A 23,496-nucleotide genomic window follows, 5' to 3' on the forward strand; every position below is an offset into this window, starting at 1 on the left:
CGTCCGTCCGAGTTCGCGGGTTCGGGATCAACGGCTGGGCGGTGTTCCGCCGGGTCCGCCGGCGCCGCCTCCGCTCGGAGCTGCGCCGGCGGTCGGGGTGGTCGTCGTATCGACCCGCGCGGTGAGGGCCACGGTGTAGCCGGAGGTGACGTCGCCGGTCGCGGTGCCCAGCTGCAGAGCGCCCCCGTCGTCGCCGAAGACGTTGTCGTCCGTCAGAGAGACCTGCGCCATGTTCGCCGAGGAGCCGGCGTAAGCGTCAAGAGCGTAGACCCTCGTGCAAGCGTCCTCCGGGAGGGCGACCTGCGACGTGGCGATCGCGTTGGTGGAGTCGGTGATCGAGGCGACGTCGGGGTAGACCTCGAAGTGGATGTGCGGCCAGCGGCCGGAGTAGCAGGCGGGGAAGATCGAGGTGAAGGTGACTGCACCGCTGCGGTCGGCGACTTGGACGCCGCGCAGGTAGGTCTCGTCCTCGATGGGGGAGGAGTACATCGAGTAGCTCCCGCCCGCGTCGCAGTGCCAGACGTAGACCGCCGCATTCTCGAACGGCACGCCGTTGTTGGCCATATCGAGGATCGTCAGGGTCAGGGTCATCACGATGCCCTCGGCGGTCGTTCCGCCATCGATGCTTGAGCGGATGTCGCTGCGAACGACACCGGCGTTCTCGAGGACATCGGCGCCGTTGGAGCCGTCGCCCGGATACGGTCCGGCCGTCTCGTCGGGGATCTCGCCCGTCGAAGTCGCGGAGGTTCCGCCGCCGGCCGATCCGCCGACCGAAGAAGAGTCGGCACCACCGCTCGAATCGGCCCCGCAGGCCGCCAACCCCACGGTGGCGGCGCCGACGCCGATCAGGGAGAGCACACGGCGGCGGCTGAACAGCGTGCCGACGTCGAAGAGGAGGCCCTGATCGACGACCTCCTCGTGCGGGCGGTCGAGGCGGCGACCCTGGTAGACGGGGCCCTGCGGCGTGAATTCCGGCTCGGGAATACGGGTCATGCTGTCCTCCTCGGACGTCGGCGTGATACCCGACCTTGAAGCCGTCGGTTATGAGCATCCGATGAAGCACTTCGGCGCCTCGGAAGAAGACGCACGCGTGATGCACTTGCATTACCGTCCACTCGGTCGGTAGCCTCGGCGTATGAGCACTGACGCTCCCGCCAGCACCTCTTCCCGTCGCCGCGGCGACGATGACATCGCCGTTCACTCGCCGTTCAACGGTTGCCTTGTCGGGCACCTGCCCCGGACGTCGATCGCGGGCGTCGACGCGGCATTCATCGTCGCGAAGAACGCACAATTAAGCTGGGCGGAGCGGCCACTCTCCGAACGTGAACTCGTTGCACGACGCTTTGCGACGCTCGTCCTGAGAAATCGGGATCAGCTGCTTGACCTCATCCAGCTCGAGACGGGCAAGAATCGCGCAAGCGCTTTCGAGGAAATCGCTGACGTCTCCCGCTGGGCGAGCTACCTCGGTCACAACGCCGGCAAGGTGTTGAGCGACCGTCGGCGGCGGGGGCTTTTCCCGTTTCTCACCCACGTCACCGAGCGGCGGGTGCCGAAGGGCGTGGTGGGGGTCATCACCCCGTGGAACTATCCCTTCACTCTTCCAGCGAGCGATGTCCTTCCTGCTCTGGTCGCTGGGAACGCAGTGGTGCTCAAACCCGACATTCAGACTCCGCACACCGCACTTCGGATGGCCGCGTTGCTGCGCGAATCGGGTATCCCCGACGACCTTCTACACGTCGTCGTCGGCGATGGTGCGGAGATCGGCGGAGCGATTGTCGCGCGCGCCGACTACGTCATGTTCACCGGATCGACCGAGACCGGACGCAAGATAGCGCAGCAGTGCGCCGGGCGACTTGTCGGCTTTTCTGCGGAACTCGGCGGTAAGAACCCGATGCTGGTTCTCAGAGACGCGGACGTCGAGAGGGCGGCTGCGGGTGCCGTCCGCGCATGCTTCTCGAACACTGGTCAGCTCTGCGTGAGCGTGGAACGGATTTATGTGCACGACGACCGGTGGGAACAGTTCATCTCCGCCTTCGGCCAAAACGTGCGAGCCATGCGCGTCGGGCCCGGTCTGGCCTGGGGCGTTGACATGGGGTCGCTCATCAGCGCACGTCAGCTTGCCACGGTGTCCGCGCACGTCGACGACGCGATTGCGCACGGCGCACAGCTCATCGTTGGAGGCCGGGCGCGTCCCGACCTTGGACCCTACTTCTATGAGCCCACGGTGCTCACCGGCGTCACAGAGCAGATGGTTATCGCCCGTGAGGAGACCTTCGGGCCGGTGGTCAGTGTGTACCGGGTGGCGTCTGACGCCGAGGCAGTGGATCGAGCGAACGACAGCAGCTATGGCCTGAACGCCAGCGTCTGGTCGCGGGGCAGGGGCGACTCGACCGCCCGCACCGTCGAAGCGGGGACCGTCAACGTCAACGATGGGTACGCCCCCACCTGGGCATCTCATGACGCACCGATGGGAGGCATGAAGACCTCTGGCCTAGGGCGCCGCCACGGCGCCGAGGGCGTTCTCAAATACACCGAGGCTCAGACGATTGCTCGGCAGCGACTCATTCCCGCCGGCGGACCTCGTGGCTTTGGGGACGAGCGATGGGCCCGTCTCCTCACGTTCGCCGTTCGCATCTTGAACCGCATCAACTAAGAAGGAAAACCAGACTCATGCGTCATCCCCTTCACGGACAGATCGTGCTCGTAACTGGAGGCGGTAGCGGCATCGGCCGCCTCCTCGCCCTCGGAGCTGCGCGCCGCGGTGCCGAAGTCGTCATCTGGGACCTGTCGGAGGCGACCGCCGCCGGTGTAGCCGCGGAGATAACCGGCAGAGGCCACCGCGCACGCGCAGCCGCGGTCGACGTCTCCGATCGTGCCGCGGTCGAGGTCGCCGCCCAGGACGCGGGCCCGATCGATGTCCTCATCAACAACGCGGGTGTTGTCACAGGCAAGGACCTCCTCGATGCGTCCGACGAGGCCATCGAGCGCACTTTTCGTGTGAACACCCTGGCTCTGTTCTGGACCACGCGCGCGTTCCTCCCCGGGATGATGGCCCGTGACCGCGGCACTGTCGTAACAATCTCCAGCGCCGCGGGACTCGTCGGAGTCGCCCGGCAGACCGACTATTCGGCGAGCAAGTTCGCAGCGTTTGGCTTCGCCGAATCGCTCCGCGTCGAGTTGGCTAAGAAGCGTGCTCGAGTAAACTCCCTCGTCGTGTGCCCTTATTATATCGATACCGGCATGTTCGATGGAGTGAAGACCAAGTTCCCTCTTGTGCTCCCCATCCTCAAGCCTGAGAACGTCGCCGAACGGATTCTCGCCTCGGTCGAGCGTGGGAACAGCCGACTGGTCATGCCGCGCCTGCTCCACGCTCTACCGGTGCTTCGCGTCTTTCCTGTCAGGGGCTTCGACACTGTCATGAGGTTCCTCGGAGTCAACAGCACGATGGACTATTTCGTCGGACGTGCCCGCCCGTGAGCAACCGGGACTTTCGAGCGACACATGCCCTCGCCTGAGGCGCGCTGTCGCGGCTGTCCCTGGAGATCGTGAGGAAAAGAAGAATGGTTCGGATCACCCGACAAGAGCGGTCCTTGCTTAGCCCCGAGGCGCAGAAATTTCTTAGATCGAACAGCGCTGCGCGCATACCCGGCCCGGTGACCCGCCTCATCGCAAAGATCGCTCGGAAGAACGAGTCGAGGGACCGGCAGAAGTTACTCGACATCCACGCGACCGGCGCGGGAGTCACCACGACAAGGCATGAACTTGACGGGATCGACCTGGTCGAATTCACCCCACCCGGCGTGTCCGCAGCCTCCGAGGCGTACGTCGTCAACATCCATGGCGGCGCGTTCATGCTCGGCGATGCCGACGACGCCTACCCTGCCATGATGTCGGTCTTGTTGAGGCTGCCCGTGGTTTCGATCCAGTACTCGCTGTCGCCGGAGAGCGTCTACCCCGTGGCCCTGAACGAGTGCGTGGCCGCCATTCAGTCCCTGATTTCAACCCGAGGCCAGAGGTATGTATTGCTCGGTGACTCCGCGGGTGGGAATTTGGCTCTAGCGGTCACGCTGCGCCTCGGTGCCGCCGGCTCGACGCTGCCCGCCGCCCTGGGTCTCAGCACACCCTGGACCGACCTCACCGGAATGGGCGACAGCTACGTCGCCAATGAAGGCCGAGACCCCCTGATCCGGTGGAAAGGTCAGCTCGACAAACTGGCGGCCCGATACAGGGGTAAGGCCCAGGCGCAGGACCCGCTGATCTCTCCCATATACAATGCCTTCACCTCCTCCTTCCCCCCGTGCGTCATCGTCACCGGCACACGAGATCCGTTCCTCAGCAACTGCGTCCGTCTCGCGGCCGCACTCGAGACGGCCGGTGCGCAGTCAATCTTGATGGTCGGTGAAGGCATGTGGCACGACTTCATCATCACCCCTGATGTTCCGGAATCTGCTCGGGCGCGGGAGCAGCTCGCCGGCCGCCTCCTCCAGCTCCTCGAGCCTCGTCCGTGAGCGAAGGACTGAGGCGGGCCAGATCATGAGCAGGGCCTTCGCAAGCTACGCGGCCATCGGGGACAGCTTCGCCGAAGGGCTCGGTGGCGACCGGCCCGATGGCTCCCATCGAGGCTGGGCAGATCTCGTCGCCCACGGTCTGGTACACGCATCGACGACAACCGTCACTCACGCGAACCTCGCCATCCGCGGCAAGCTCCTCGATCCTCTGCTCGCGGAACAGCTCGAGCCCGCGATCACACTGCGACCCGAGCTCTTGAGCATCAGCGGAGGCAACAACGACATCATCCGGCCGACGGTCTCGATCACCGCGAACCTCGCACGCCTGGAGGTGGCCATCGACCGAGCCGTCGAGAGCGGCATCCATGTTGTGTTCGTGACGGTGGCGAACATGACGCGGCATCTTCCCCTCGGCCACGTCATCGAGACAAGGGGTGACCGGTTCGCTCTCGGCATCCAGAAGTGGGATGGGAAGGACAACGTAACAGTCGTCGACAACTGGTTCGACGAAACGTTGTACGACCTCCGCTTCTGGGCACCAGACAGGCTGCATTTGAACACCGCGGGTCACCTGCATGCTGCCCGAAAAATTCCCGCAGCCCTGGGCGTCGAGGTCCAGCAGACGCTCGATCCGGTCGTAGAGGAGTTGCGGCACAGGTCCAGCGGCGTCTACTGGAGGGAACTCGTGCAGCCGTGGATCGGTCGGCGGGTGACGGGCCGATCGTCCGGTGACGGGCGGCGGCCCAAGAGCCCGACCATGCAACCCGTCGTTACACGCGCTGGCGCTACGACGACGGGAGAGATCGAGTCGTGGGAAATTTGACGAGGTTCAATGGTGGGCCCGTCGACAATGTCTTGGAGACGAAATGACACAGACCCCCGTTCGACGACGACGACTCGCCCCCGAGGCGCGACGCGAGGAGATCCTCCACATCGCAACACGTCTCCTCTCCGAGCGCGGCTTCAACGGGGTAGCACTGCAGGACGTGGCTGACGCGGCAGGGATGGCGAAGTCGGGTGTGCTTCATCATTTCCCCACCAAGGACAACCTGCTCGTCGAGCTGCTGAAGTATCGCGATCAAGGCGATCCCTCTCCGGCCGACCTTCTCGCCATTCCCGATCTCGATCGGGCGACCGCACGGGAGCTTTTGGACCAGGTGGTCGCGCGAAACTTCGAGCGACCGGAGATCGTCCGCCTCTTCACCGTGCTCGCGACAGAGTCGCTCGATCCCGCACATCCGGCCCATCAGTACTTCGGGGAGCGTCTCGCCAACCTCCGGATCGCTATCACTGAGGTGGCCTCGTTGATCCACCCCAACCCTGAGAGCGCGGCTCTGCGGATCATCGCTTTTCTCGACGGGTTGCAATTGCTCTGGCTCCGAGACGAGACCGCGCCCGTCCTCGCACTCTGGGCGGACTTCGCTGATGGCTTGTTCGCAGAGTAGCTCGTCGCGCGCAACTGGCCGTGGTTGCACGTGTCCCTCCTGCGGTCTAAAGTGACGCTACCGACCAAGTGGTCGGCAACGATTCTCGCGCGCGCTGAGGTCTTCACCTCAAGAACGGATAATGATGTCCGCCCCCCCTCCTCAACGTTCCCACCGGTACCCCTAATCCAGGAGCCGTCCGGTCTCGAACCGGCCTTGCTCGGTTGTCTTTCGGGATCTTCTTCGCGGCTGTTGCCGTCTTCGCCCCTTCGTTGGGCACGTCGATAGCCCTGCTCCCGGCACGGCTGGCGGAAGCGGCACCGTCGGACAAGGTGACGCTGCTCGCTATCTTCGCCGCCTTGGCAGCCGTCGTGTCCTTCTTGTCGATCCTGACCTTCGGCACTATCTCGGATCGGACACGTGGCCGCTTCGGCAAGCGAAACCCCTGGGTGCTGATCGGAGGCGTGGTCTCGGCTGGCGCAACCATATTGCTCGCCTTCGCCGACTCGGTGCCCTCGTTGGGGGCCGGCTTCCTGCTCCAGGCCGTCGGCATCAACATCGTCTTGGGCGCTCTGACGCCAGTCATCCCTGATCGCGTTCCCAGCCACCGCAGGGGAGTTGTATCGACCGCCTTGGGAGCTGGCACTCTCATCGGCGGTACCGTCGGAGTAGTGGCCGCATCCGCGTTCGCACCCGATCACCGGGCAGCGTTTCTGGTGCTCGCTGTCGTCGCCCTCGTCCTGACGGTCGCGTACCTCGCGTGCGCTCCGGACTTCTCGAATCGAGATGAGCCGGTCACCCGCCGGAGCTCTTCACTGCTCGCATCGATCAGCTTCCCCCGCAACGCGCCGGACTTCTACTGGGCCTTCTTCGGCCGCCTCGGAGTCATCCTCGGTTATTACACCGTTGGCGCATTGCAATTCTTCGTACTCAGCGAGCACCTCGGACTTGACGAAGTGAAGTCAGCTCAGCTGCTCGGCACGGCTGCCGTCGTCAATCTCATCGGGTCGCTAGTCGGGGCGCTGTCAGCGGGTCCACTCTCCGACCTGATCCACCGCCGCAAAGCGGTGACCGTCGCGTCCGCCATCATCATCGGGGTCGGTGTCGTCATACCCGCGCTCGTGCCGGAGCCGCTCGGATTCCTGGTCTATACCGGGATCGCTGGGCTCGGGCTCGGCATGTTCTTCTCGGTCGACGCAGCGCTCCTCAGTGAGCTCCTCCCCTCCGAGGACTCGAGAGGCAAAGACCTCGGGCTCCTCGCTCTGGCGACTAACGCCGGTCAGCTACTGGGACCCCTCGCGGGCGCGGCGGCCGTCGGGACCGGGATGGGGTTCTCTCCCGTCTTCGTCATCGCTCTCGTCTTCTGTGTGGTGGGTGGCCTCCTCCTCCTACCCATCCGATCTGTGAAATGACCGATGCCGCGTTCCGCCCCCTCCTCCCCCTACTGCTGGACTCTTGAAAGGCTGAAGCATATGACCTCCACCTCTTCAGAATCGCGGACCACGGGTGCCGACGACGTCTTTGTGTCCGATCTGACCCTGAACGAGAAGGTGTCACTCGTCGTCGGGGCGAGCGGTTCCGAAACCGTCGCTATCGAGCGGTTGAACGTCCGCTCGGTGCGCCTCGTCGATGGCCCTCACGGGGTTCGGCGACACGTGGATGGAGCTTCGCTGGGGATGTTCGATTCGCTGCCCGCCACATGCTTCCCGACGGCGGTGACGCTCGGTTCCAGCTGGAATACGGCGCTCATGCAGGAGGTGGGCGTAGCACTCGGACTCGAGGCTGCGGCCGCCGAGATCGACGTGCTACTCGGCCCGGGAGCCAATCTCAAGCGAACTCCTCTCGGGGGCCGCAACTTCGAGTACTTCTCCGAGGACCCGGCTCTTTCCAGCGGCATGGCTTCAGCGTGGATACGCGGGGTGCAGAGCACAGGCGTGGGAGCATCATTGAAGCATTTCGCGGCGAACAACGCCGAGCAACGCCGATACGGAATCGATGTCTACGTCGACGAGAGGGCACTCCGCGAGCTCTATCTCGCCAGCTTCGAACGATCCGTGATCGACGAAAAGCCTCGCACGATCATGGCGGCCTACAGCAAGCTGAACGGCATCCACTGCACAGAGAACACCTGGCTTCTCAAGGACCTTTTGCGCGCGGAATGGGGCTACCACGGCCTGATCGTCTCCGACTGGGGAGCCGCTTGGGACGGCGTGGCCGCCCTACGAGGGGGAACTGACCTGACGATGCCGGGACCCCTTCCCGCCCGAGGCATCCTCACGGCCCTCGAACGCGGCGAGATCGCGATTACCCATCTCGACGAGGCCGCGGGCCGTGTGCTCGATCTCGCGAAGCGGCCCGCCCCCATGTCATCGGTAATCGATCACGAATCTCACCATCGGCTCGCTCGACGGGCAGCGGCGGAAGGCACCGTTCTTCTCAAGAACGACGGCGGCATGCTTCCCCTTGCCGCTGGCAAGACCATTGCGCTGATCGGCGCGTTCGCGAAAACCCCTCGTTATCAGGGGGCGGGGAGTTCGAACGTCGTGCCGACCAGACTGGACGACCTCGCCGACGTCCTCAGCTGCGCGGTCGGAGCCAAAGATGTCACGTACTCCCCGGGATACGACCGAACAGAGAGCACCACAACGCCGTCGATGCTCGCGGACGCCGCGAACGCGGCGAGCATGGCGAACATCGCCCTCGTGGTCATCGGACTTCCGGAGGTTCTCGAATCCGAGGGCGTTGACCGACGCCACATGCAACTACCTCCAGCTCACAACGAACTCGTCGCCGCCGTCATGGCCGCGAACCCGCAAACCGTCGTAGTTCTGATGAACGGCTCGCCGGTGGAGATGCCGTGGCGGGACGAGGTGCCTGCCATCCTCGAGGCCTACCTGGGAGGTCAGGCCGGCGGCTCGGCACTAGCCGACGTTCTGCTCGGAGTCTCGGAGCCCGGCGGCCGACTGGCGGAGAGCTTCCCCGCCCGATATTCCGACCACCCAGTGTCCAGTCTCCCGGCTGGACCGAAGCAGACCGAGTACCGGGAAGGCATCTTTCTCGGGTACCGCTATTTCGACACAGCCCAGGTCGAGGTCGCCTTCCCGTTCGGTCACGGTCTCTCGTACACGACCTTCCAGTGGGGAGAGGCCACCCTCCTGCAATCGGGCTCCGTCGATTCGGCCGACCTCTCGGTGACGTTGACCATGACGATCAAGAACGTCGGCGTGAGATCAGGTTCCGAAGTCGTCCAGATCTACGTCTCGGATCCTAAGGCGAGCGTCTACCGACCGGCTCAGGAATTGCGTGCGTTCGAGAAGGTGCATCTCGCTCCCGACGAGGACTCGATCGTCACTTTCCAGCTCGACAACAGGGCCTTCGCCTACTGGGACGTGGAGACGCAGGGCTGGGTGGTCGAACCGGGCCAGTTCTACGTACACGTCGGAGCATCATCGCGCGACATCCGACAGACGGTGGAGATCAAAATTGCGAGCTTCTCGCCGCATGCTCAGACTTCCAAGGCGCCGAACCCGTACGAGCACGTCAACCCGGACGCGTTTACACGGGCCGGATTCGAGGCTCTCCTCGGACGGAGACTGCCTTCGAACGAGGCCCCGCAGGCGGGACGATTCGGCCTGGACACCGCTCTCGGGGACATGCAAGGCACCCTCGTCGGCCGCGTGCTGTTCCGTCTCATGCGCCGACTAGTAGCTCGAGAGCTCGGCGTCCCGAAAGGTGACCCGCTAATAGCAATCGCGTCAGACGTGGTCAAGCAGATCAACTTCCGAATGTTCCCCACCTTGAGCGGCGGAACGGTCACCCCTGCCCGTGCGCGAGTGCTCCTATGGGTTGTCAATCGTTGCTCCCGGTCGTTCCTGGGACGTCGCGGCGGGGAAGTTCGTCGACCCGATTGATTAGATAGCTTGTCGTTGTCGACGCCGATCGGCGCGCCTTAACTGCCCCTCGTGGGCTACGCCTGTTGCGAAGCGACAGCTCCCTCAGCTGCTACAACGACCTAGATGGCGTCCGAATCGGCCTGGACCAGATTCCGCGATGCGGTTCGCATGTGCGCCATGATCGTCTCCCGCGCACGAGAGACGTCGACAGTGCCGATGGCATCGACGATCTCCCGATGACGGTCCACGCTCATGTTCTCGGTAGCCCGCTCAAATCCTCCATACATAATCGACATGCGAATCGACCCTTCGAGCGCTTCCCACGAAGTGAGAAGCGTGACGTTCTCGGTGATGGTGATGAGGGTGCGATGGAAGTCGAGGTCTGCTTCGATCCGTTCCTCGAGTTCCAGACCCGTCGCGGTCGCCATCCTGGACAGAGCGGAGCGCAGCTGGTGCACAGCTGTCTCGCGGTGCTCGCCCTCGATGATTAGTCGTGCCGCGAGCGACTCGAGTGCGCCGCGGACGATGAAGATGTCGTGGATCTCTTTCGGGGTGAGTACGCGCACGAGCATGCGGCCGCGGGGCCCGCTAGTGATGAGTCCTTGCTGCTGCAGCTCGCGCATCGCCTCGCGCAGCGTGCCGCGACTGATCTGCAGCCGCTGCGCGAGGTCGACCTCGGAGAGGTGGGTTCCGGGGGTCATCTCACCGGAGGTGATGGCCCGACGGAGCGCACCGAGGGCGAGTTGACGGAGATTCGTGCGTTCGAGGCCCAGGAGAGCGGTCAAATCAGCGGCCATCATGTCCTCGCTGGTTGCGATGCGGTGTCGACAGGAAGATGTCGACGGTCGCCCCGAGTCTACGAGGCGACAGAGTTCAGCCGAGCTCGGACAGGACCTTCACGACGATCCGCTCGGTGGTGAGCCCGTAGCGCTCGTGCAAGGTGGGCAGGGCGCCGGCGTCGAGGAAGGCATCCGGGAGCGCGACCGGTACGACGCGGCGTCCGACTCCGCGCTGCACGAGGGCGGATGCGACGGTCTCGAAGAGGCCGCCGACGACGGAGTGGTTTTCGAGGGTGACGGCAAGACGCGGAGTGTCGAGTTGGGCGACGACGGTCTCGGCGTCGAAGGGCTTGATGGTTGGGGAGTGCACGACGGCGACGTCGACCTTGTGCGCGGCGAGGGCCTTCGCCGCCTGAAGGGCTCGCATCGTCATCAGACCGCTGGAGACGAAGACCACGTCGGCGCCCTCTCGAAGCACCTTGGCCTTCCCGAGCTCAAAGCGGTAGTCGTACTCGTCCAGCACCGTCGGGACCTTCCCGCGCAGGAGCCGGAGGTAGGAGGGGCCGCTGCTCGCAGCGAGTTGCGGCACTGCCTGCTCGATGTCGGTCGAATCGCACGGGTCGACGATCGTGAGGTTCGGCATCCCGCGGAAGATCGCGATGTCCTCCGTCGCCTGGTGACTCGGACCGTAGCCAGTAGTCAAGCCTGGCAGGCCTCCGACGATGTTGACGTTGAGGTTCGGTTCGGCGATATCGAGGCAGAGGAAGTCGTAGGCGCGTCGAGCGGCGAAGACGGAGTACGTCGAGGCGAAGGGCACAAATCCCGTCTCGGCGAGTCCGGCGGCGGCACCGAACAGTACCTGCTCGGCCATTCCCATCTGGAAGAAGCGATCGGGGTGCGCATGCTGGAACACGTGCATGTCGGTGTACTTGCCGAGGTCGGCGGTGAGGCCGACGATCCGCTGATCCGTTTCGGCCAACGCCGCGAGGGCATGGCCGAAGGGCGCCGAGGCGGTCTTCTGGCCGGGATCCGCGAACGACGCGATCATCGCCGACGTCTTGAGCTTGGGGGCGGGGGTGGTGGTGTTCATGCTGCGTTCCCTTCGCGGGCCGCGGTCAGCTGGTCGCGGCAGATCTGCCATTCGTTCTCGTCGATGCGCATGAAGTGCGCCTTCTCGCGGTTCTCCAGCAGCGGCACTCCGCGTCCCACTCTCGTGTCGCAGAGGATCACTGCGGGTACTCCGATGGGCGAGGAACGCCGAGATGCCTCCTCGAAGGCGGATTGCAGTGCGGTGGTGTCATTGCCGTCGACGCGCTGCGCGAACCAGCCGAAGGCTTCCCACTTCGCGACGAGGGGCTCAGTGCGCAGCACGGTGTCGGTCTTTCCATCGGCCTGGAGGGCGTTGACGTCGACGGTGGCGATGATGGAGCCGAGCTGGTGGTGGTGGGCCGACATCGCAGCCTCCCACGTAGAGCCTTCGTCGATCTCGCCGTCGGAGAGGAAGTTGATCACTCGGGCGTTGTTGCCGCGCAGGCGCAGGCCGAGGGCCATGCCGACGGCGACTCCGAGGCCGTGACCGAGGGAGCCACCGGAGATCTCCATGCCCGGCGTGTAGGTCGCCATCCCCGACATCGGAAGGCGCGAGTCGTCGGATCCGTAGGTGACGAGTTCGTCGACCGCGATGATTCCCACCTCGGCGAGGGCGGCATAGTGCCCGATCGCGTAGTGCCCGGTCGAGAGGAGGAATCGGTCGCGGTCGTCCCACTCCGGGTCCTCGGCACGGTAGCGGAGCTGGTCGGTGTAGACGGTGGCGAGGAGATCGGCGGCACCGAGGCCCTGGCCGACATAGCCCTGGCCCTGGACCTCGCCCATGTCGAGGATGTGATGGCGGATGCGGTAGGCCGCGTCATCGATCCGGCGCACCCGCTCGAGCGCGGTCATCGGCTCAGCGAGAGCGGTTGCGGTGTCCGGTGCTTCGCTGGTGACGGTGTCCGGGAGGGAGGTCATGACGGGTCCTTTCGAAGGCGATGCATCAGAGGGAGACGGTCTGCGGAGTGGTGGCGGCAGCCTCGGCGGCGAGGCGTCTCTCGCGTGGGCCCCACGTGTCCCTCGTGAGGAAGGCGGCAACCAGGCCGATCGCGGCGTACCCGCTGAAGAGGAGGGCCGGGCCCACCCAGCCGTAGGAGAGGAAGAGCAGCGTGGTGACGAAGGGAGTGAAACCGGAGACCATCGCGGAGATCTGGTAGGCGAGCGATGCGCCGGAGGAGCGGGTCTGTGCCTGGAACAGTTCGGGGAACCAAGCGCCTTGCACGCCGGCGAGGGAGTTCTGGCAGATTCCGTACGCCACGGCGAAGGTGATGATGATCAAGAGGAACGATCCGGTGTTCACCAGGAGGAACATGGGGACGCCGAAGAGCACGGCGAACGCGGTCGACCAGAGGTAGACCGGCCGTCGACCGACACGGTCAGTGAGTGCTCCCCAAAACGGAGTGGCGAAGACTCCGAGGGCAGCAGCGATGCATAGTGCCGTGAGCGTTTCGGTGCGGTCGGCGAGCTCAGTGGTGTTGAGGTAGCTGATCATGTAGGTGATCGCAACGGCGTAGCCGGCCGTCTCGGCGATCCGTAGCCCGATGCCGCGCACGATGTTGCGCCAGTCGTCTCGGATGACCCGGGTGATCGGGGACTTGACGATGATGCCGGCCGTTTTGACGTCTTCGAATACGGGGGACTCCGGCACCTTGGAGCGGATGATCAGGCCGACGGCGACCAGGACGATGCTGGCCAGGAACGGGACGCGCCAGGCCCAGTCGCCCGGGAGGGCGCCGCTGGACAGGAAGACGAGGTTCGCGAGGAGTAGACCGACGGGGAATCCGGCCTGCACGAGTCCGGTGAAGAAGCCCTTTCGCGTCCATGGCGCGTGCTCGTAGGTCATGAGAATCGCGCCGCCCCACTCGGCTCCGAAGGCGAGTCCCTGCACGATGCGGACGACGACGAGCAGGATCGGCGCGAGGACGCCGACGCTCTCGTAGGTCGGCAGCAGACCAATGAGGAATGTGGCCAGGCCCATGACGATCAACGAGGTGACGAGGACCGGCTTGCGGCCGACCTTGTCCCCGAGATGCCCGCCGATGATTCCGCCGATCGGGCGAGCGGCGAAGCCGACCCCGAGGGTGGCGAAGGAGAAAAGGGTCCCGGTCACGGGATCGGTACCTGGGAAGAACACGGTTCCGAAGTAGAGGGCCGCGGCGGTGCCGAAGCCGATGAAGTCGTAGGTCTCAATGACCGCGCCCACGCTGGAGCCGACGGCCACCCGCTTGACGTCTTTCGTTCCGTGCACGGGTCCGCGCATCTGCAGAGCGTCGTTGCTCATCGAACACCTTCCATCCTCGTTGATCGTCGCTCTAGACGACTGCGGACCAGTGTGCGCGGTCCCTGCATTCCTGTCAACGACTAATTGTTGACTGTCGACAGCAGCGGGAATATCGTTGCGGTGTCGTCGTCGACGAGCTCGGCGACTGATCTCGCCGCTCGACTGCCGGGGGCGCAAATACTCCCAGGAGGAACATATGAGCACTCGCACCGCCGTCGTCACCGGAGCGACTTCGCCGCAGGGGATCGGCCTCGCCACAGCCCGCCGTTACGCCCGCGACGGCTGGGACGTCGTCATCCTCGACCTCGATGCCACCCTCGCCGGCGTCACAGCTCTCGACATCGCCGACGAATACGGTGTCTCGGCATTCGGCACGCGCATCGACGTCGCAGACGAGCGATCCGTGGCATCAGCGCACGCTGCCGTCGCGGCCGAGGTCGCAGCGGACCGACTCGCCCCTGTCGGCGCGTTGGCGAACATCGCCGGCATCACCTCGCCCGTGCCATTCCTCGAGACGACCCTTCAGCTGTGGAACACGGTCCTCGCCGTCAACGCGACCGGCACCTACCTCGTCACGAGAGCCTTCCTGCCTGACATGCTCGCTACCGGTTGGGGGCGCATTATTACCATGTCCTCGGTTTCCGCGCAACGCGGAGGGGGCGTCTTCGGCAAGGTGCCCTACTCCGCGGCGAAAGCCGCCGTCGTCGGCTTCACCAAAGCACTCGCTCGCGAACTCGGAGACAGCGGAGTGACCATCAACGCCATCGCTCCGGGCGCGGTCGACACCGCCATCCGCGTCGGATCAACTCCGGAGCAGGAACAGGCGATCGTGGACGCGATCCCACTCGGCCGCACCGCGTCGGTCGACGAGGTCGCCGCGGTCATCGCGTTCCTCTCCTCCGACGGCGCGGCTTACCTGACGGGCACCACAATCGACATCAACGGCGGAAGCCACCTGCACTGACCGGTACGGTGCTACGCCTCGCGTCCGAGGTCGCGGCGCCGCCGGGACCGGCGAATCCGTAGAGCCCGATCCCAGGTGTTCTCACCCATTGGGTCGCTTCAACCCGCGCCGGTGAATCTCGCACTTGCCCGTTCATTCACTCCGATCCTCGTGTGCGATGCAGAAGACAGACCAAACCGATCGGACGTCCGCTTCGAAGATTGCAGGACGGTGCAGTCCGAGGTAAGGGCGGTGCCTCACCCGAAGAGGCGCCGTCTCTCAGCCGCGGCGATCGGCGCGCAAAACAAGGAATGCCCTGCTGCTAGGACTATTCGTGCCGACCCCATCGAATCACGCCAAGGCCCGGTCGATCGACTGCGAAGCGACCAGATCAACTGCGGCCTCCGCTGGAACCTCACAAGTCGAGTATTTGAAGTCGTCCATCCGGTAGGCAAGCCGATCGTTCCGATCTGAGCAGACGCGATGCACGCACCGGCAAGCTCGAATGCCTTGCTCGGCTCCCCTGAACACTCCAATGCGATCAGCCCATCTCCGACGGTCACGCCCGCTCTAGAACTGCGTGCTGGCTATGCGTCACCATCGAACATCGAGGTGACGGACCCGTCCTCGAACACCTCATGGATCGCGCGCGCCAACAACGGTGCGATCGGCAAGATGGTGAGACGGTCCCACTTCTTCTCATCGGGCAGCGGCAGCGTATCGGTAACGACAACGGAGTCGATGAACTCGGAGCTAAGAAGCTCGCGTGCCGGCTCCGAGAAAATCGCGTGGGTCGCGGCGACCACGACCCCAATTGCTCCGGCATTCTTGAGCGCCTCAGCACCCTTAGCGATCGTGCGTCCCGTGTCAATCATGTCGTCGACGAGCAGGCACACGCGGCCGTTGACGTCTCCGACAATCTCGTGAATAGAAACGTGGTTAGCCACTCCGGGGTCGCGGCGCTTGTGGATGATCGCGAGCGGCACGCCGAGCTTGTCGCTCCAGATGTCGGCGACGCGGACGCGGCCCATGTCGGGCGAGACGACGGTCAGGGTCTTAGGGTCGAGCCTCTTGCGGAAGTGCTCGAGCAGGACGGGCATCGCGAAGAGGTGGTCGACGGGGCCGTCGAAAAAGCCCTGGATCTGCGCGGCGTGCAGGTCGACCGACATTATGCGGTCGGCTCCGGCGGCCTTGAAGAGGTCGGCGACGAGGCGGGCCGAGATCGGCTCGCGGCCGCGGCCCTTCTTGTCCTGCCGGGCGTAGGGGTAGAACGGCGCGACGACGGTGATGCGCTTGGCCGAGGCGCGCTTGAGGGCGTCGACCATGATGAGCTGCTCCATGAGCCACTCGTTGATCGGCGAGGTGTGCGACTGCATGACGAACACGTCGCCTCCGCGGACGCTGTCGCCGTAGCGCACGTACAGCTCGCCTCCGGAGAAAGTGCGCCCCTCGGTTGGGACCAGCTCGGTGCCGAGCTCGGCGGCGACAGCCTCCGCCAGTGCCGGATGCGCCCTCCCCGAGACCAAGACAAGGCTCTTCTTGTTGCTGGCGGTGATGCCCGTCACTGTTCTCCGCTTCCTTCAGTCGGCTAGTCCGCACCTGTGAGCTCGACGCCAAGGACACTTCCGCGGTAGTCACCGCTACGGTCCCAGGTTGATGGGTGTACGCCCAACTAGCCGTATCACGCTGCGAAGCGCAGGCTACGTGCGATCAAATTTTTAGACTGGCCGCCGACGCCGATCACGCTTCGTCCTCGATTCTATGTGCACCTGAGCCAGCCGGCCGCGCTGCAGACCACAAGGCGCCCTCGAGGTTTGACCCGTGGAGGCACGGACAACAAAGCTCGGTCTCTGTTGGTAGGCCGCGACCGCTCCCGATGCTTGGGCGCAGGCCGAAACGTCTTTTCATTCCCAGCCGGAGGCAAAGACGCACCCTAGCTCCGGCGCTCCTTCATGAGTGCAGCTCGCGTTTTGGTGATGACGGCGCGGGGGCGGCGCGGACACCTGACGCTCAGGACGCCCGAGCAGCTCCGAGAGACGGACGCGAACGCTGCCGTCTATCACCCGGCAGGAATCGCGGTTCTGCGCGCGGGTCCTGTGGATTCCCGCACGACGAGAGTCGCGCTCGGCCCATCCGATGGAACGGTTGCCGTCTTACCGTCGATTCGAGCGAGGAGGGCTCGAAGGGCGGCGCGGCCCTGAGTGGCGAAGTCTAGGCGGATGGTGGTGAGTGCGGGCGAGAAGTAGGCGGCTTCGGGGGTGTCGTCGACGCCGCTGACGCTCACGTCGGTGGGAACCCCGAGACCGCGGCGACCGAGCGCGCGGACGGCTCCGAGCGCCATCTGGTCGTTGGCGGCGACGATCGCGGTGGGGATGCGGTCATCGGGTAGGGCGATCACGGTGTCGTATCCCGAGCGGGCCGACCAGTCGCCATGCACGACGTCGGCCGCGGGCAGGCTATGGCGCCGGAGCTCAGCGTTGATGGCGCGGAGTCGGTTGCGTGCGGCCGACCACGTCTCCGGGCCGGCGATGTGCAGGAAGCGCCGGTGGCCTAGCCCGACGAGGTGGTCGACGAGCTCCTCGATGCCGCGGTGCTCGGGGTCCGCGGGGAGGCCGGTCTGCTCGGCCTCGGCAGCGATGACGACGGGCACGCGGAAATCGGTCTGCTCGAAGACGGCGCGTGTGCTGTCGGTCGAGGCGAAGGCGAGGATGCCGGCGAGCTCGTACCGGGTCAGCAGCTGCAGCGCGTCGCTGAGCTCGTCGACGTCGCCCATGTCGAGGGTGATGACATCGAGCAGGTACCCGGCCTCGCGGGCGGCAACGGTGGCTCCCCGGATGATCGTGCTGGGCCCCACCTGGTTCACCTCGTGGGTGAGCGCCCCGATGCGGGTCGCGCGCCCAGAGATCAGCGCTCGCGCGGTGAGGTTCGGCCGGTAGTGAACGGTCTCGAGCGCCTTCTGAATTTTCGCCGTGGTCGAGGGGCGCATGTCAAGTCCGCGCATGTAGCGGCTCACCGACTGGTGCGAGACTCCTGCGACCCGGGCGACGTCGTAGATCGTGGCGACCTTGTCGGTCGGCTCGGCGGGCGCGCTCTCGAACGCTGTCGTCACATCGCCCCCCCCGTCGTCACTTGCGCTTTCTATTTTTATCGATAACAATCGCTTTCGCCAACTGTTATCGAGAACAGTTCGGCGCAAACCACGATGGAGTGCCCCCGTGAGCGCATCGACGCCCTCCCTGCCCGCCGAGATCCTCTTCGGCATGGCCTACTACCCCGAGTACCACGTGACGGATCGTCTGGTCGAGGATCTCGACCTGATGGTCGCGGCCGGCATCACGGTCATCCGGGTCGGCGAGTCCGTATGGTCGACCTGGGAGCCGTGGTCGGGGCACTTCGAGCTGGAGTGGATGCAACGGGTCCTCGACGAGGCGCACGAGCGCGGTATCCGCGTCGTCCTCGGCACGCCGACTTACGCGGTGCCGCCGTGGCTGCAGACCGCCTACCCGGAGATCGCGGGGGAGCGGCGAACCGGCGAGAAGATCGCCTGGGGTGCCCGCCAGGAGGTCGACTACTCCCACCCCGCGTTCCGGTTCCACGCCGAGCGCGTGATCCGCGCGGTCATCGGCCGCTACGCCTCACACCCGGCGATCATCGGCTATCAGGTCGACAACGAGCCCGGACTCGAGCTGCTGCACAACCACGGCGTCTTCACCGGCTTCATCCGGAGCCTGCGCGAGCAGTACGGCGACGTCGAGACGCTGAACCGCGAGTGGGGCCTCACCTACTGGTCGCACCGGATCGACGACTGGAGCGAGCTGTGGCGCCCGGACGGCAACACGTTCCCGCAGTACGACCTCGCCTGGCGCCGCTACCAGGCGCAGGTCACAACCGATTTCATCGCCTGGCTGGCCGACATCGTACGCGAGTACTCGACCCCGGCGCAGTTCGTGACCACGTGCCTCCAGTACCCCCGCCGGGGCGTCGACGACCGCACCGTCTTCGAGGCGCTCGACATCGGCTCCGGCAATCCGTACTACGGGATGCAGGACCATCTCGACGCCGGCGTCGACCGGGAGCACCCGAACTACTGGACCACCTCCGGAGTTGCCGGCCTGTTCCGGCAGGCCGACCGTCTCTACTCCTCAAAGCAGCAGCGCTACCTCGTCACCGAGACCAACGCGCAGGCCATCGACGCGGCGGAGGCGAACTTCCCGCCGTACCCGGGCCAGCTGAAGCAGGTCGCGATCGCCTTCGTGTCGCGCGGCGCGGCGATGATCGAGTACTGGCACTGGCACACGCTCCCATTCGGCGCCGAGACGTACTGGGGGGGTGTGCTGCCGCACAGCCTCGTCCCCGGTCGCGTCTACGACGAGGTCGCAGCGATCGGCGCCGAGCTGAAGAGCCTCGGCGGCGCGCTCGAGGGCTTCGTCCCCGATGCCGACGCGGCCGTGCTCTGGTCCACGCCGAGCCGCTACGCGATGCAGTTCATGCCGCCCTTCCCCCGTGACGGCCGCCCCGACGAGGAGTCCTACGAGTGCATCGTCGACTCCTTCTACCGCGGTGTGATCGACTCCGGGCGTCAGGCGCGGATCCTGCACGTCGAGCAGGCGCGCGACCTCGGCGCCGCGGAGCTCGCGAAGCGATTCCCCGTCGTGATCGCGGCCGGCCTCTACATCAGCACCGACGAAGACCTCGAGCTGCTGCGCGAGTACGCCGCCCACGGCGGGCACCTCGTCCTCGGACCCCGCAGCGTCTACGCGGATGAGGAGGCGCGCGCCCGCATCGAGGTCGCTCCCGCCCGTCTGACCGGCGCTGCCGGCGTCAGCTACGAAGAGTTCTCCAACCTGGAAGCGCCGCTCGGCGTGACGGGAGGTTCAGACTTCACGGTGTCCGCAGAGGCGCGCGGAACGCTCTGGGTCGACGGCCTCCGGCCCGAGGGCGCCACCGAGCTGGCGGGGTACACGCACCCACGTTTCGGGCGGTTCCCCGCCGTAACCACAAGCCGCTGCGGCTCCGGCGACATCACGGTCGTCGGCACGATCCCCAACCCCGCCTTCGCCGCCGACATCCTCTCGTGGGTTCTCGGCGAGAGGGTCGCAGCCGGAGTCGTCGCGACCGACGGGTCCGTGACGGTCACCTCCGGCACCGCCTCCGGCGCGCGGTTCCACTTCGCCTTCAACTGGGGCTGGAACGAGCGCTGCGTGACGCTCGCCGCCCCGGCCACCGACGCGTTCTCGGGTGAGGCGTTCCCCGCCGCCGCCGAGCTGCGCCTCGGTCCCTGGGACGTGCGCGTCCTCCGCATCGACGCCGAGGAGGCGCACCAGTGGTGACCATTCAGGAGCTCGCAGAGCGCAGACCCACCGTCGCGCCCGACTCCACTCCAGTGCGAGCCACCCCCACGCGTGCCAGGCGCGACTGGACGGGCTGGCAGTTCACCGGGCCGTTCGCCCTCGTGTTCGTGCTGGTCTTCATCGCCCCGCTCGTCTACGCGCTCTGGCTGAGCCTCTTCCAGAACCGAATCATCGGCGGCAACTCCTTCGTCGGCGTCGACAACTACATCGCCGTGCTGAGCGACCCGCAGTTCTGGGACGGGTTCCTGCGCGTCGTGCTGTTCCTGCTGGTGCAGGTCCCGATCATGCTCGTGCTCGCACTCGTCGCCGCCCTCGCCATCGACAGCGTCCGCCTCTACGGGGCGGGCCTGTTCCGGATGATGCTGTTCCTCCCGTACGCCGTGCCCGCGGTCGTCGCGGTGCTGATCTGGGGGTTCCTCTACGGGAACAACTTCGGCCTGACCGCGAACATCAACGACTTCCTGGGGTCGGACGTGCTGAGGCCGCTGACGGCGTCGTGGATCCTCGCATCGATCGGCAACATCGTGACCTGGCAGTACATCGGCTACAACATGCTGATCTTCTATTCGGCGCTGAAGACGATCCCCACCGAGCTGTACGAGGCGGCCGAGCTCGACGGCGCCCGCGGCTTCCAGGTGATCCGGGCGATCAAGCTGCCGGCCGCCCGGGGAGCGATCGTCATCGCGACCATCTTCTCGATCATCGGCAGCTTCCAGCTCTTCAACGAACCCAACGTCCTGAAGCCCCTCGCCGAGAACGTGATCTCGTCCTACTTCACCCCGAACATGTACGCCTACAACCTCTCGTTCGCAGGCCAGCAGTTCAACACCGCGGCGACAGTCGCGATCGTGATGGGCGTGATCACCGCCGTGATCGCCTACGTCGTGCAGCTGCGCGGCAGCCGAAAGGACGACCTGTGAGCATCACCACTCTTCGCACGGTGAACCCGAGCGCGCGACGGGCATCGACGATCAGCCGCCCCCGCAAGTCGATCGCGCTGACGATCGTCATGATCCTGTTCCTTCTCTACGCCGTCATCCCGCTGCTCTGGCTCGTCATCAACGCGTCGAAGACGCAGGCGGACCTCTTCAGCACGTTCGGCCTCGGGTTCGGCAACAGCTTCGCGCTGGTCGACAACATGATCGAGACCTTCCGCTACGACGACGGGATCTTCCTCCGCTGGCTCGGGAACACGCTCCTCTACGTCGTCGTCGGCGCCGGCGGTGCGACCCTCCTCGCGACCCTCGGCGGCTACGGCCTGGCCAAGTTCCGCTTCCCGGGACGCCGCGCGTACTTCGCGGTCGTCCTCGGTGCAGTCGCTGTGCCCGGCACCGCGCTGGCCGTCCCGACGTTCCTGCTGTTCAGCCAGCTGGGCCTGACCAACACCCCGTGGTCGATCATCATCCCGTCGCTGATCACGCCGTTCGGGCTCTATCTGGTCTGGGTCTACACGATCGACTCGGTGCCCACCGAGCTGCTCGAGGCGGCGCGACTGGACGGCGCGAGCGAGATGCGCACCTTCTTCACCATCTCTCTCAAGCTGCTCACCCCCGGAGTCGTGACGGTCGCGCTCTTCTCGGTGGTCGCGACCTGGAACAACTACTTCCTGCCGCTGATCATGCTGAGCGACCCCCAGTGGTACCCGCTCACCGTCGGCCTCAACCAGTGGAGCTCGCAGGCGAGCGGGGTCTCGGCCGACCCCATCTACAACCTCGTCATCACCGGCTCCCTCATCACGATCATCCCGATCGTCCTGATCTTCCTCGTCCTCCAGCGCTTCTGGCAGTCCGGCCTGAGCGCCGGCAGCGTCAAGGGCTGACTCTTCTCCCTCCTCACCCCTGCATCACCACAACGAAGTGAAAGGAACACCCATGTTCAACCTCCGCAGAGGCGCGCGGCGTGCCCGCACTGTCGCGGGCCTCGTCGTCACCGGTCTCGCCGCGATGTCCCTCGTCGCGTGCAGCTCGGGCTCCGGCTCGAGCGCCGCAGGATCGGCCGACGACCTCGACGCAGCACTCGAGAAGGGCGGCAGCCTGACGTACTGGACCTGGACCCCCTCGGGCGAGGCGCAGGCCGAGGCGTTCATGAAGGAGTACCCGAACGTCGACGTCGAGGTCGTCAACGCCGGCACCGCGACCGACGAGTACACCAAGCTGCAGAACTCCATCAAGGCCGGTTCCGGCGCGCCCGACGTCGCCCAGATCGAGTACTACGCCATGCAGCAGTTCGCCCTCTCGGACGGCCTGCTCGACCTCACCCCCTACGGGATGGGCGACCTCGAGGACTCCTACACCGCCTCCACCTGGGGCGCCGTGAACCTCAACGGCGGCCTCTACGGCCTCCCGCAGGACTCCGGCCCCATGGTCATGCTCTACAACAAGACGGTCTTCGACCAGTACGGCCTCGCCGTCCCGACCACCTGGGACGAGTACATCCAGGAGGCGCAGAAGCTGCACTCGGCCGACCCGTCGAAGTTCATCACCAACGACGCCGGCGACCCCGGCTTCGCCGACCCTCTGATCTGGCAGGCCGGCGGCACGCCCTTCACGACCGACGGCACCGACATCGCCATCGATCTGCAGGACGAGGGCACGCAGAAGTGGGCCGACACCTGGAACCAGCTCCTCGAGCCCGGCCTGCTCTCGCCCATCCCCACGTGGTCGGACGAGTGGTTCACCGCCCTCGGCAACGACTCGATCGCGACACTGATCACCGGCGCCTGGATGCCCGGGATCCTCGAGAACTCCGTCCCCGACGGTGCCGGTGACTGGCGCGTCGCTCCGCTGCCCAGCTACGACGGCTCCGCCGCGACCGCCGAGAACGGCGGCAGCGCCCAGTCGGTCATCAAGCAGTCCGAGAACCCGGCTCTCGCGGCCGCGTTCCTCCGCTGGCTCAACAGCTCCGACGAGAGCATCGACGTCTTCCTCGGCACCGGAGGCTTCCCCTCCACGACCGCCCAGCTCGAGGCCGACGACTTCCTGAACGCCACGCCCGAGTACTTCGGCGGCCAGGAGATCAACAAGGTCCTCGTCGACGCCTCGAAGAACGTCGTCGAGGGCTTCGAGTACCTGCCGTTCCAGGTCTACGCCAACAGCGTCTTCCCCGACACCGTCGGCCAGGCCTACGCCAACGGCACCGACCTCAACGAGGGGCTGAAGGACTGGCAGGACAACCTCGTCACCTACGGCGACTCGCAGGGCTTCTCGGTCAATGAGTAGCACGACCCCG

19 protein-coding genes are annotated in these 23,496 nt (G+C 65.7%); 12 read left to right on the forward strand and 7 right to left on the reverse strand.

Translation table 11 applies throughout. From position 1 onward, the window contains the following. Positions 1 to 27 precede the first annotated feature (27 nt). Positions 28 to 993, reverse strand: coding sequence for an intradiol ring-cleavage dioxygenase (locus C1I63_RS18235; RefSeq protein WP_107575994.1), 966 nt, complete (start codon positions 991 to 993; stop codon positions 28 to 30). 142 nt (positions 994 to 1,135) lie between these two features. Between C1I63_RS18235 and C1I63_RS18240 the strand changes: the two genes are divergently transcribed. From C1I63_RS18240 to C1I63_RS18270, 7 genes are all read left to right on the forward strand, one after another. After that, positions 1,136 to 2,653: a succinic semialdehyde dehydrogenase gene (locus C1I63_RS18240; RefSeq protein ID WP_107575995.1), complete on the forward strand. Its 1,518-nt coding sequence runs from the start codon at positions 1,136 to 1,138 to the stop codon at positions 2,651 to 2,653. 17 nt (positions 2,654 to 2,670) lie between these two features. Further along, a complete protein-coding gene (locus tag C1I63_RS18245) occupies positions 2,671 to 3,477 on the forward strand; it encodes an SDR family oxidoreductase (RefSeq protein WP_107575996.1) in 807 nt (268 codons plus the stop codon). A 176-nt stretch (positions 3,478 to 3,653) separates the two neighbouring features. Next, positions 3,654 to 4,508, forward strand: coding sequence for an alpha/beta hydrolase (locus tag C1I63_RS18250; RefSeq protein WP_159989425.1), 855 nt, complete (start codon positions 3,654 to 3,656; stop codon positions 4,506 to 4,508). A gap of 25 nt (positions 4,509 to 4,533) precedes the next feature. After that, positions 4,534 to 5,331 carry an SGNH/GDSL hydrolase family protein gene (locus C1I63_RS18255; RefSeq protein WP_204162185.1) on the forward strand — a complete coding sequence of 266 codons (798 nt, stop codon included), beginning with the start codon at positions 4,534 to 4,536 and terminating at the stop codon, positions 5,329 to 5,331. A gap of 43 nt (positions 5,332 to 5,374) precedes the next feature. Continuing rightward, positions 5,375 to 5,953, forward strand: coding sequence for a TetR/AcrR family transcriptional regulator (locus C1I63_RS18260; RefSeq protein ID WP_107575998.1), 579 nt, complete (start codon positions 5,375 to 5,377; stop codon positions 5,951 to 5,953). Between the two features lie 203 nt (positions 5,954 to 6,156). After that, positions 6,157 to 7,344, forward strand: a complete 1,188-nt coding sequence (locus C1I63_RS18265; protein WP_107575999.1) for an MFS transporter — start codon at positions 6,157 to 6,159, stop codon at positions 7,342 to 7,344. Positions 7,345 to 7,404: 60 nt separating this feature from the next. Continuing rightward, positions 7,405 to 9,843, forward strand: a complete 2,439-nt coding sequence (locus C1I63_RS18270) for a beta-glucosidase (protein ID WP_159989427.1) — start codon at positions 7,405 to 7,407, stop codon at positions 9,841 to 9,843. Positions 9,844 to 9,944: 101 nt separating this feature from the next. Here the strand turns inward: C1I63_RS18270 and C1I63_RS18275 are convergent, their stop codons facing one another. The 4 genes from C1I63_RS18275 to C1I63_RS18290 form a co-directional block, all read right to left on the reverse strand. Next, positions 9,945 to 10,622: a GntR family transcriptional regulator gene (locus C1I63_RS18275; RefSeq protein WP_107576001.1), complete on the reverse strand. Its 678-nt coding sequence runs from the start codon at positions 10,620 to 10,622 to the stop codon at positions 9,945 to 9,947. A gap of 76 nt (positions 10,623 to 10,698) precedes the next feature. Continuing rightward, entirely contained in the window at positions 10,699 to 11,694 is a 996-nt protein-coding gene (locus C1I63_RS18280; protein WP_107576002.1) for a transketolase family protein, read from the reverse strand. After that, complete coding sequence (locus C1I63_RS18285; protein WP_107576003.1) at positions 11,691 to 12,611, reverse strand: transketolase; 921 nt, start codon at positions 12,609 to 12,611, stop codon at positions 11,691 to 11,693. The genes C1I63_RS18280 and C1I63_RS18285 overlap by 4 nt, the downstream gene beginning before the upstream one ends. A 25-nt stretch (positions 12,612 to 12,636) precedes the next feature. Next, positions 12,637 to 13,974, reverse strand: coding sequence for an MFS transporter (locus tag C1I63_RS18290; protein ID WP_107576004.1), 1,338 nt, complete (start codon positions 13,972 to 13,974; stop codon positions 12,637 to 12,639). A gap of 196 nt (positions 13,975 to 14,170) precedes the next feature. Here C1I63_RS18290 and C1I63_RS18295 point away from each other — a divergent pair, with 196 nt between their 5' ends. Further along, a complete protein-coding gene (locus C1I63_RS18295) occupies positions 14,171 to 14,938 on the forward strand; it encodes an SDR family NAD(P)-dependent oxidoreductase (protein WP_107576005.1) in 768 nt (255 codons plus the stop codon). Positions 14,939 to 15,504: 566 nt separating this feature from the next. Here the strand turns inward: C1I63_RS18295 and C1I63_RS18300 are convergent. Beyond that, complete coding sequence (locus tag C1I63_RS18300; RefSeq protein WP_107576006.1) at positions 15,505 to 16,482, reverse strand: ribose-phosphate diphosphokinase; 978 nt, start codon at positions 16,480 to 16,482, stop codon at positions 15,505 to 15,507. 494 nt (positions 16,483 to 16,976) lie between these two features. Further along, complete coding sequence (locus C1I63_RS18305; RefSeq protein WP_159989428.1) at positions 16,977 to 18,026, reverse strand: LacI family DNA-binding transcriptional regulator; 1,050 nt, start codon at positions 18,024 to 18,026, stop codon at positions 16,977 to 16,979. 106 nt (positions 18,027 to 18,132) lie between these two features. Here C1I63_RS18305 and C1I63_RS18310 point away from each other — a divergent pair, with 106 nt between their 5' ends. From C1I63_RS18310 to C1I63_RS18325, 4 genes are all read left to right on the forward strand, one after another. Next, positions 18,133 to 20,247 (forward strand): beta-galactosidase, encoded by a 2,115-nt coding sequence (locus tag C1I63_RS18310; RefSeq protein ID WP_244907266.1) that lies wholly within the window; start codon positions 18,133 to 18,135, stop codon positions 20,245 to 20,247. Continuing rightward, on the forward strand, positions 20,244 to 21,188 hold the full coding sequence (locus C1I63_RS18315; protein WP_425326995.1) for a carbohydrate ABC transporter permease: 945 nt from the start codon (positions 20,244 to 20,246) through the stop codon (positions 21,186 to 21,188). The genes C1I63_RS18310 and C1I63_RS18315 overlap by 4 nt, the downstream gene beginning before the upstream one ends. Positions 21,189 to 21,277: 89 nt before the next feature. Beyond that, entirely contained in the window at positions 21,278 to 22,087 is an 810-nt protein-coding gene (locus C1I63_RS18320) for a carbohydrate ABC transporter permease (RefSeq protein WP_107576183.1), read from the forward strand. Between the two features lie 52 nt (positions 22,088 to 22,139). Continuing rightward, positions 22,140 to 23,486 carry an ABC transporter substrate-binding protein gene (locus C1I63_RS18325; protein WP_107576009.1) on the forward strand — a complete coding sequence of 449 codons (1,347 nt, stop codon included), beginning with the start codon at positions 22,140 to 22,142 and terminating at the stop codon, positions 23,484 to 23,486. The last annotated feature ends 10 nt before the right edge of the window (positions 23,487 to 23,496 follow it).

It is taken from the genome of Rathayibacter caricis DSM 15933 (assembly GCF_003044275.1).
GTDB lineage: Bacteria > Actinomycetota > Actinomycetes > Actinomycetales > Microbacteriaceae > Rathayibacter > Rathayibacter caricis.

Bases quoted from the DNA above. Each gene is read 5' to 3' on its own strand.
- C1I63_RS18290 (WP_107576004.1), bottom strand. From the start codon at position 13,974: ATGAGCAACGACGCTCTGCAGATGCGCGGACCCGTGCACGGAACGAAA.
- C1I63_RS18245 (WP_107575996.1), top strand. From the start codon at position 2,671: ATGCGTCATCCCCTTCACGGACAGATCGTGCTCGTAACTGGAGGCGGT.
- C1I63_RS18235 (WP_107575994.1), bottom strand. From the start codon at position 993: ATGACCCGTATTCCCGAGCCGGAATTCACGCCGCAGGGCCCCGTCTAC.
- C1I63_RS18275 (WP_107576001.1), bottom strand. From the start codon at position 10,622: ATGGCCGCTGATTTGACCGCTCTCCTGGGCCTCGAACGCACGAATCTC.
- C1I63_RS18270 (WP_159989427.1), top strand. From the start codon at position 7,405: ATGACCTCCACCTCTTCAGAATCGCGGACCACGGGTGCCGACGACGTC.
- C1I63_RS18280 (WP_107576002.1), bottom strand. From the start codon at position 11,694: ATGAACACCACCACCCCCGCCCCCAAGCTCAAGACGTCGGCGATGATC.
- C1I63_RS18260 (WP_107575998.1), top strand. From the start codon at position 5,375: ATGACACAGACCCCCGTTCGACGACGACGACTCGCCCCCGAGGCGCGA.
- C1I63_RS18240 (WP_107575995.1), top strand. From the start codon at position 1,136: ATGAGCACTGACGCTCCCGCCAGCACCTCTTCCCGTCGCCGCGGCGAC.
- C1I63_RS18325 (WP_107576009.1), top strand. From the start codon at position 22,140: ATGTTCAACCTCCGCAGAGGCGCGCGGCGTGCCCGCACTGTCGCGGGC.
- C1I63_RS18285 (WP_107576003.1), bottom strand. From the start codon at position 12,611: ATGACCTCCCTCCCGGACACCGTCACCAGCGAAGCACCGGACACCGCA.
- C1I63_RS18295 (WP_107576005.1), top strand. From the start codon at position 14,171: ATGAGCACTCGCACCGCCGTCGTCACCGGAGCGACTTCGCCGCAGGGG.
- C1I63_RS18320 (WP_107576183.1), top strand. From the start codon at position 21,278: ATGATCCTGTTCCTTCTCTACGCCGTCATCCCGCTGCTCTGGCTCGTC.
- C1I63_RS18255 (WP_204162185.1), top strand. From the start codon at position 4,534: ATGAGCAGGGCCTTCGCAAGCTACGCGGCCATCGGGGACAGCTTCGCC.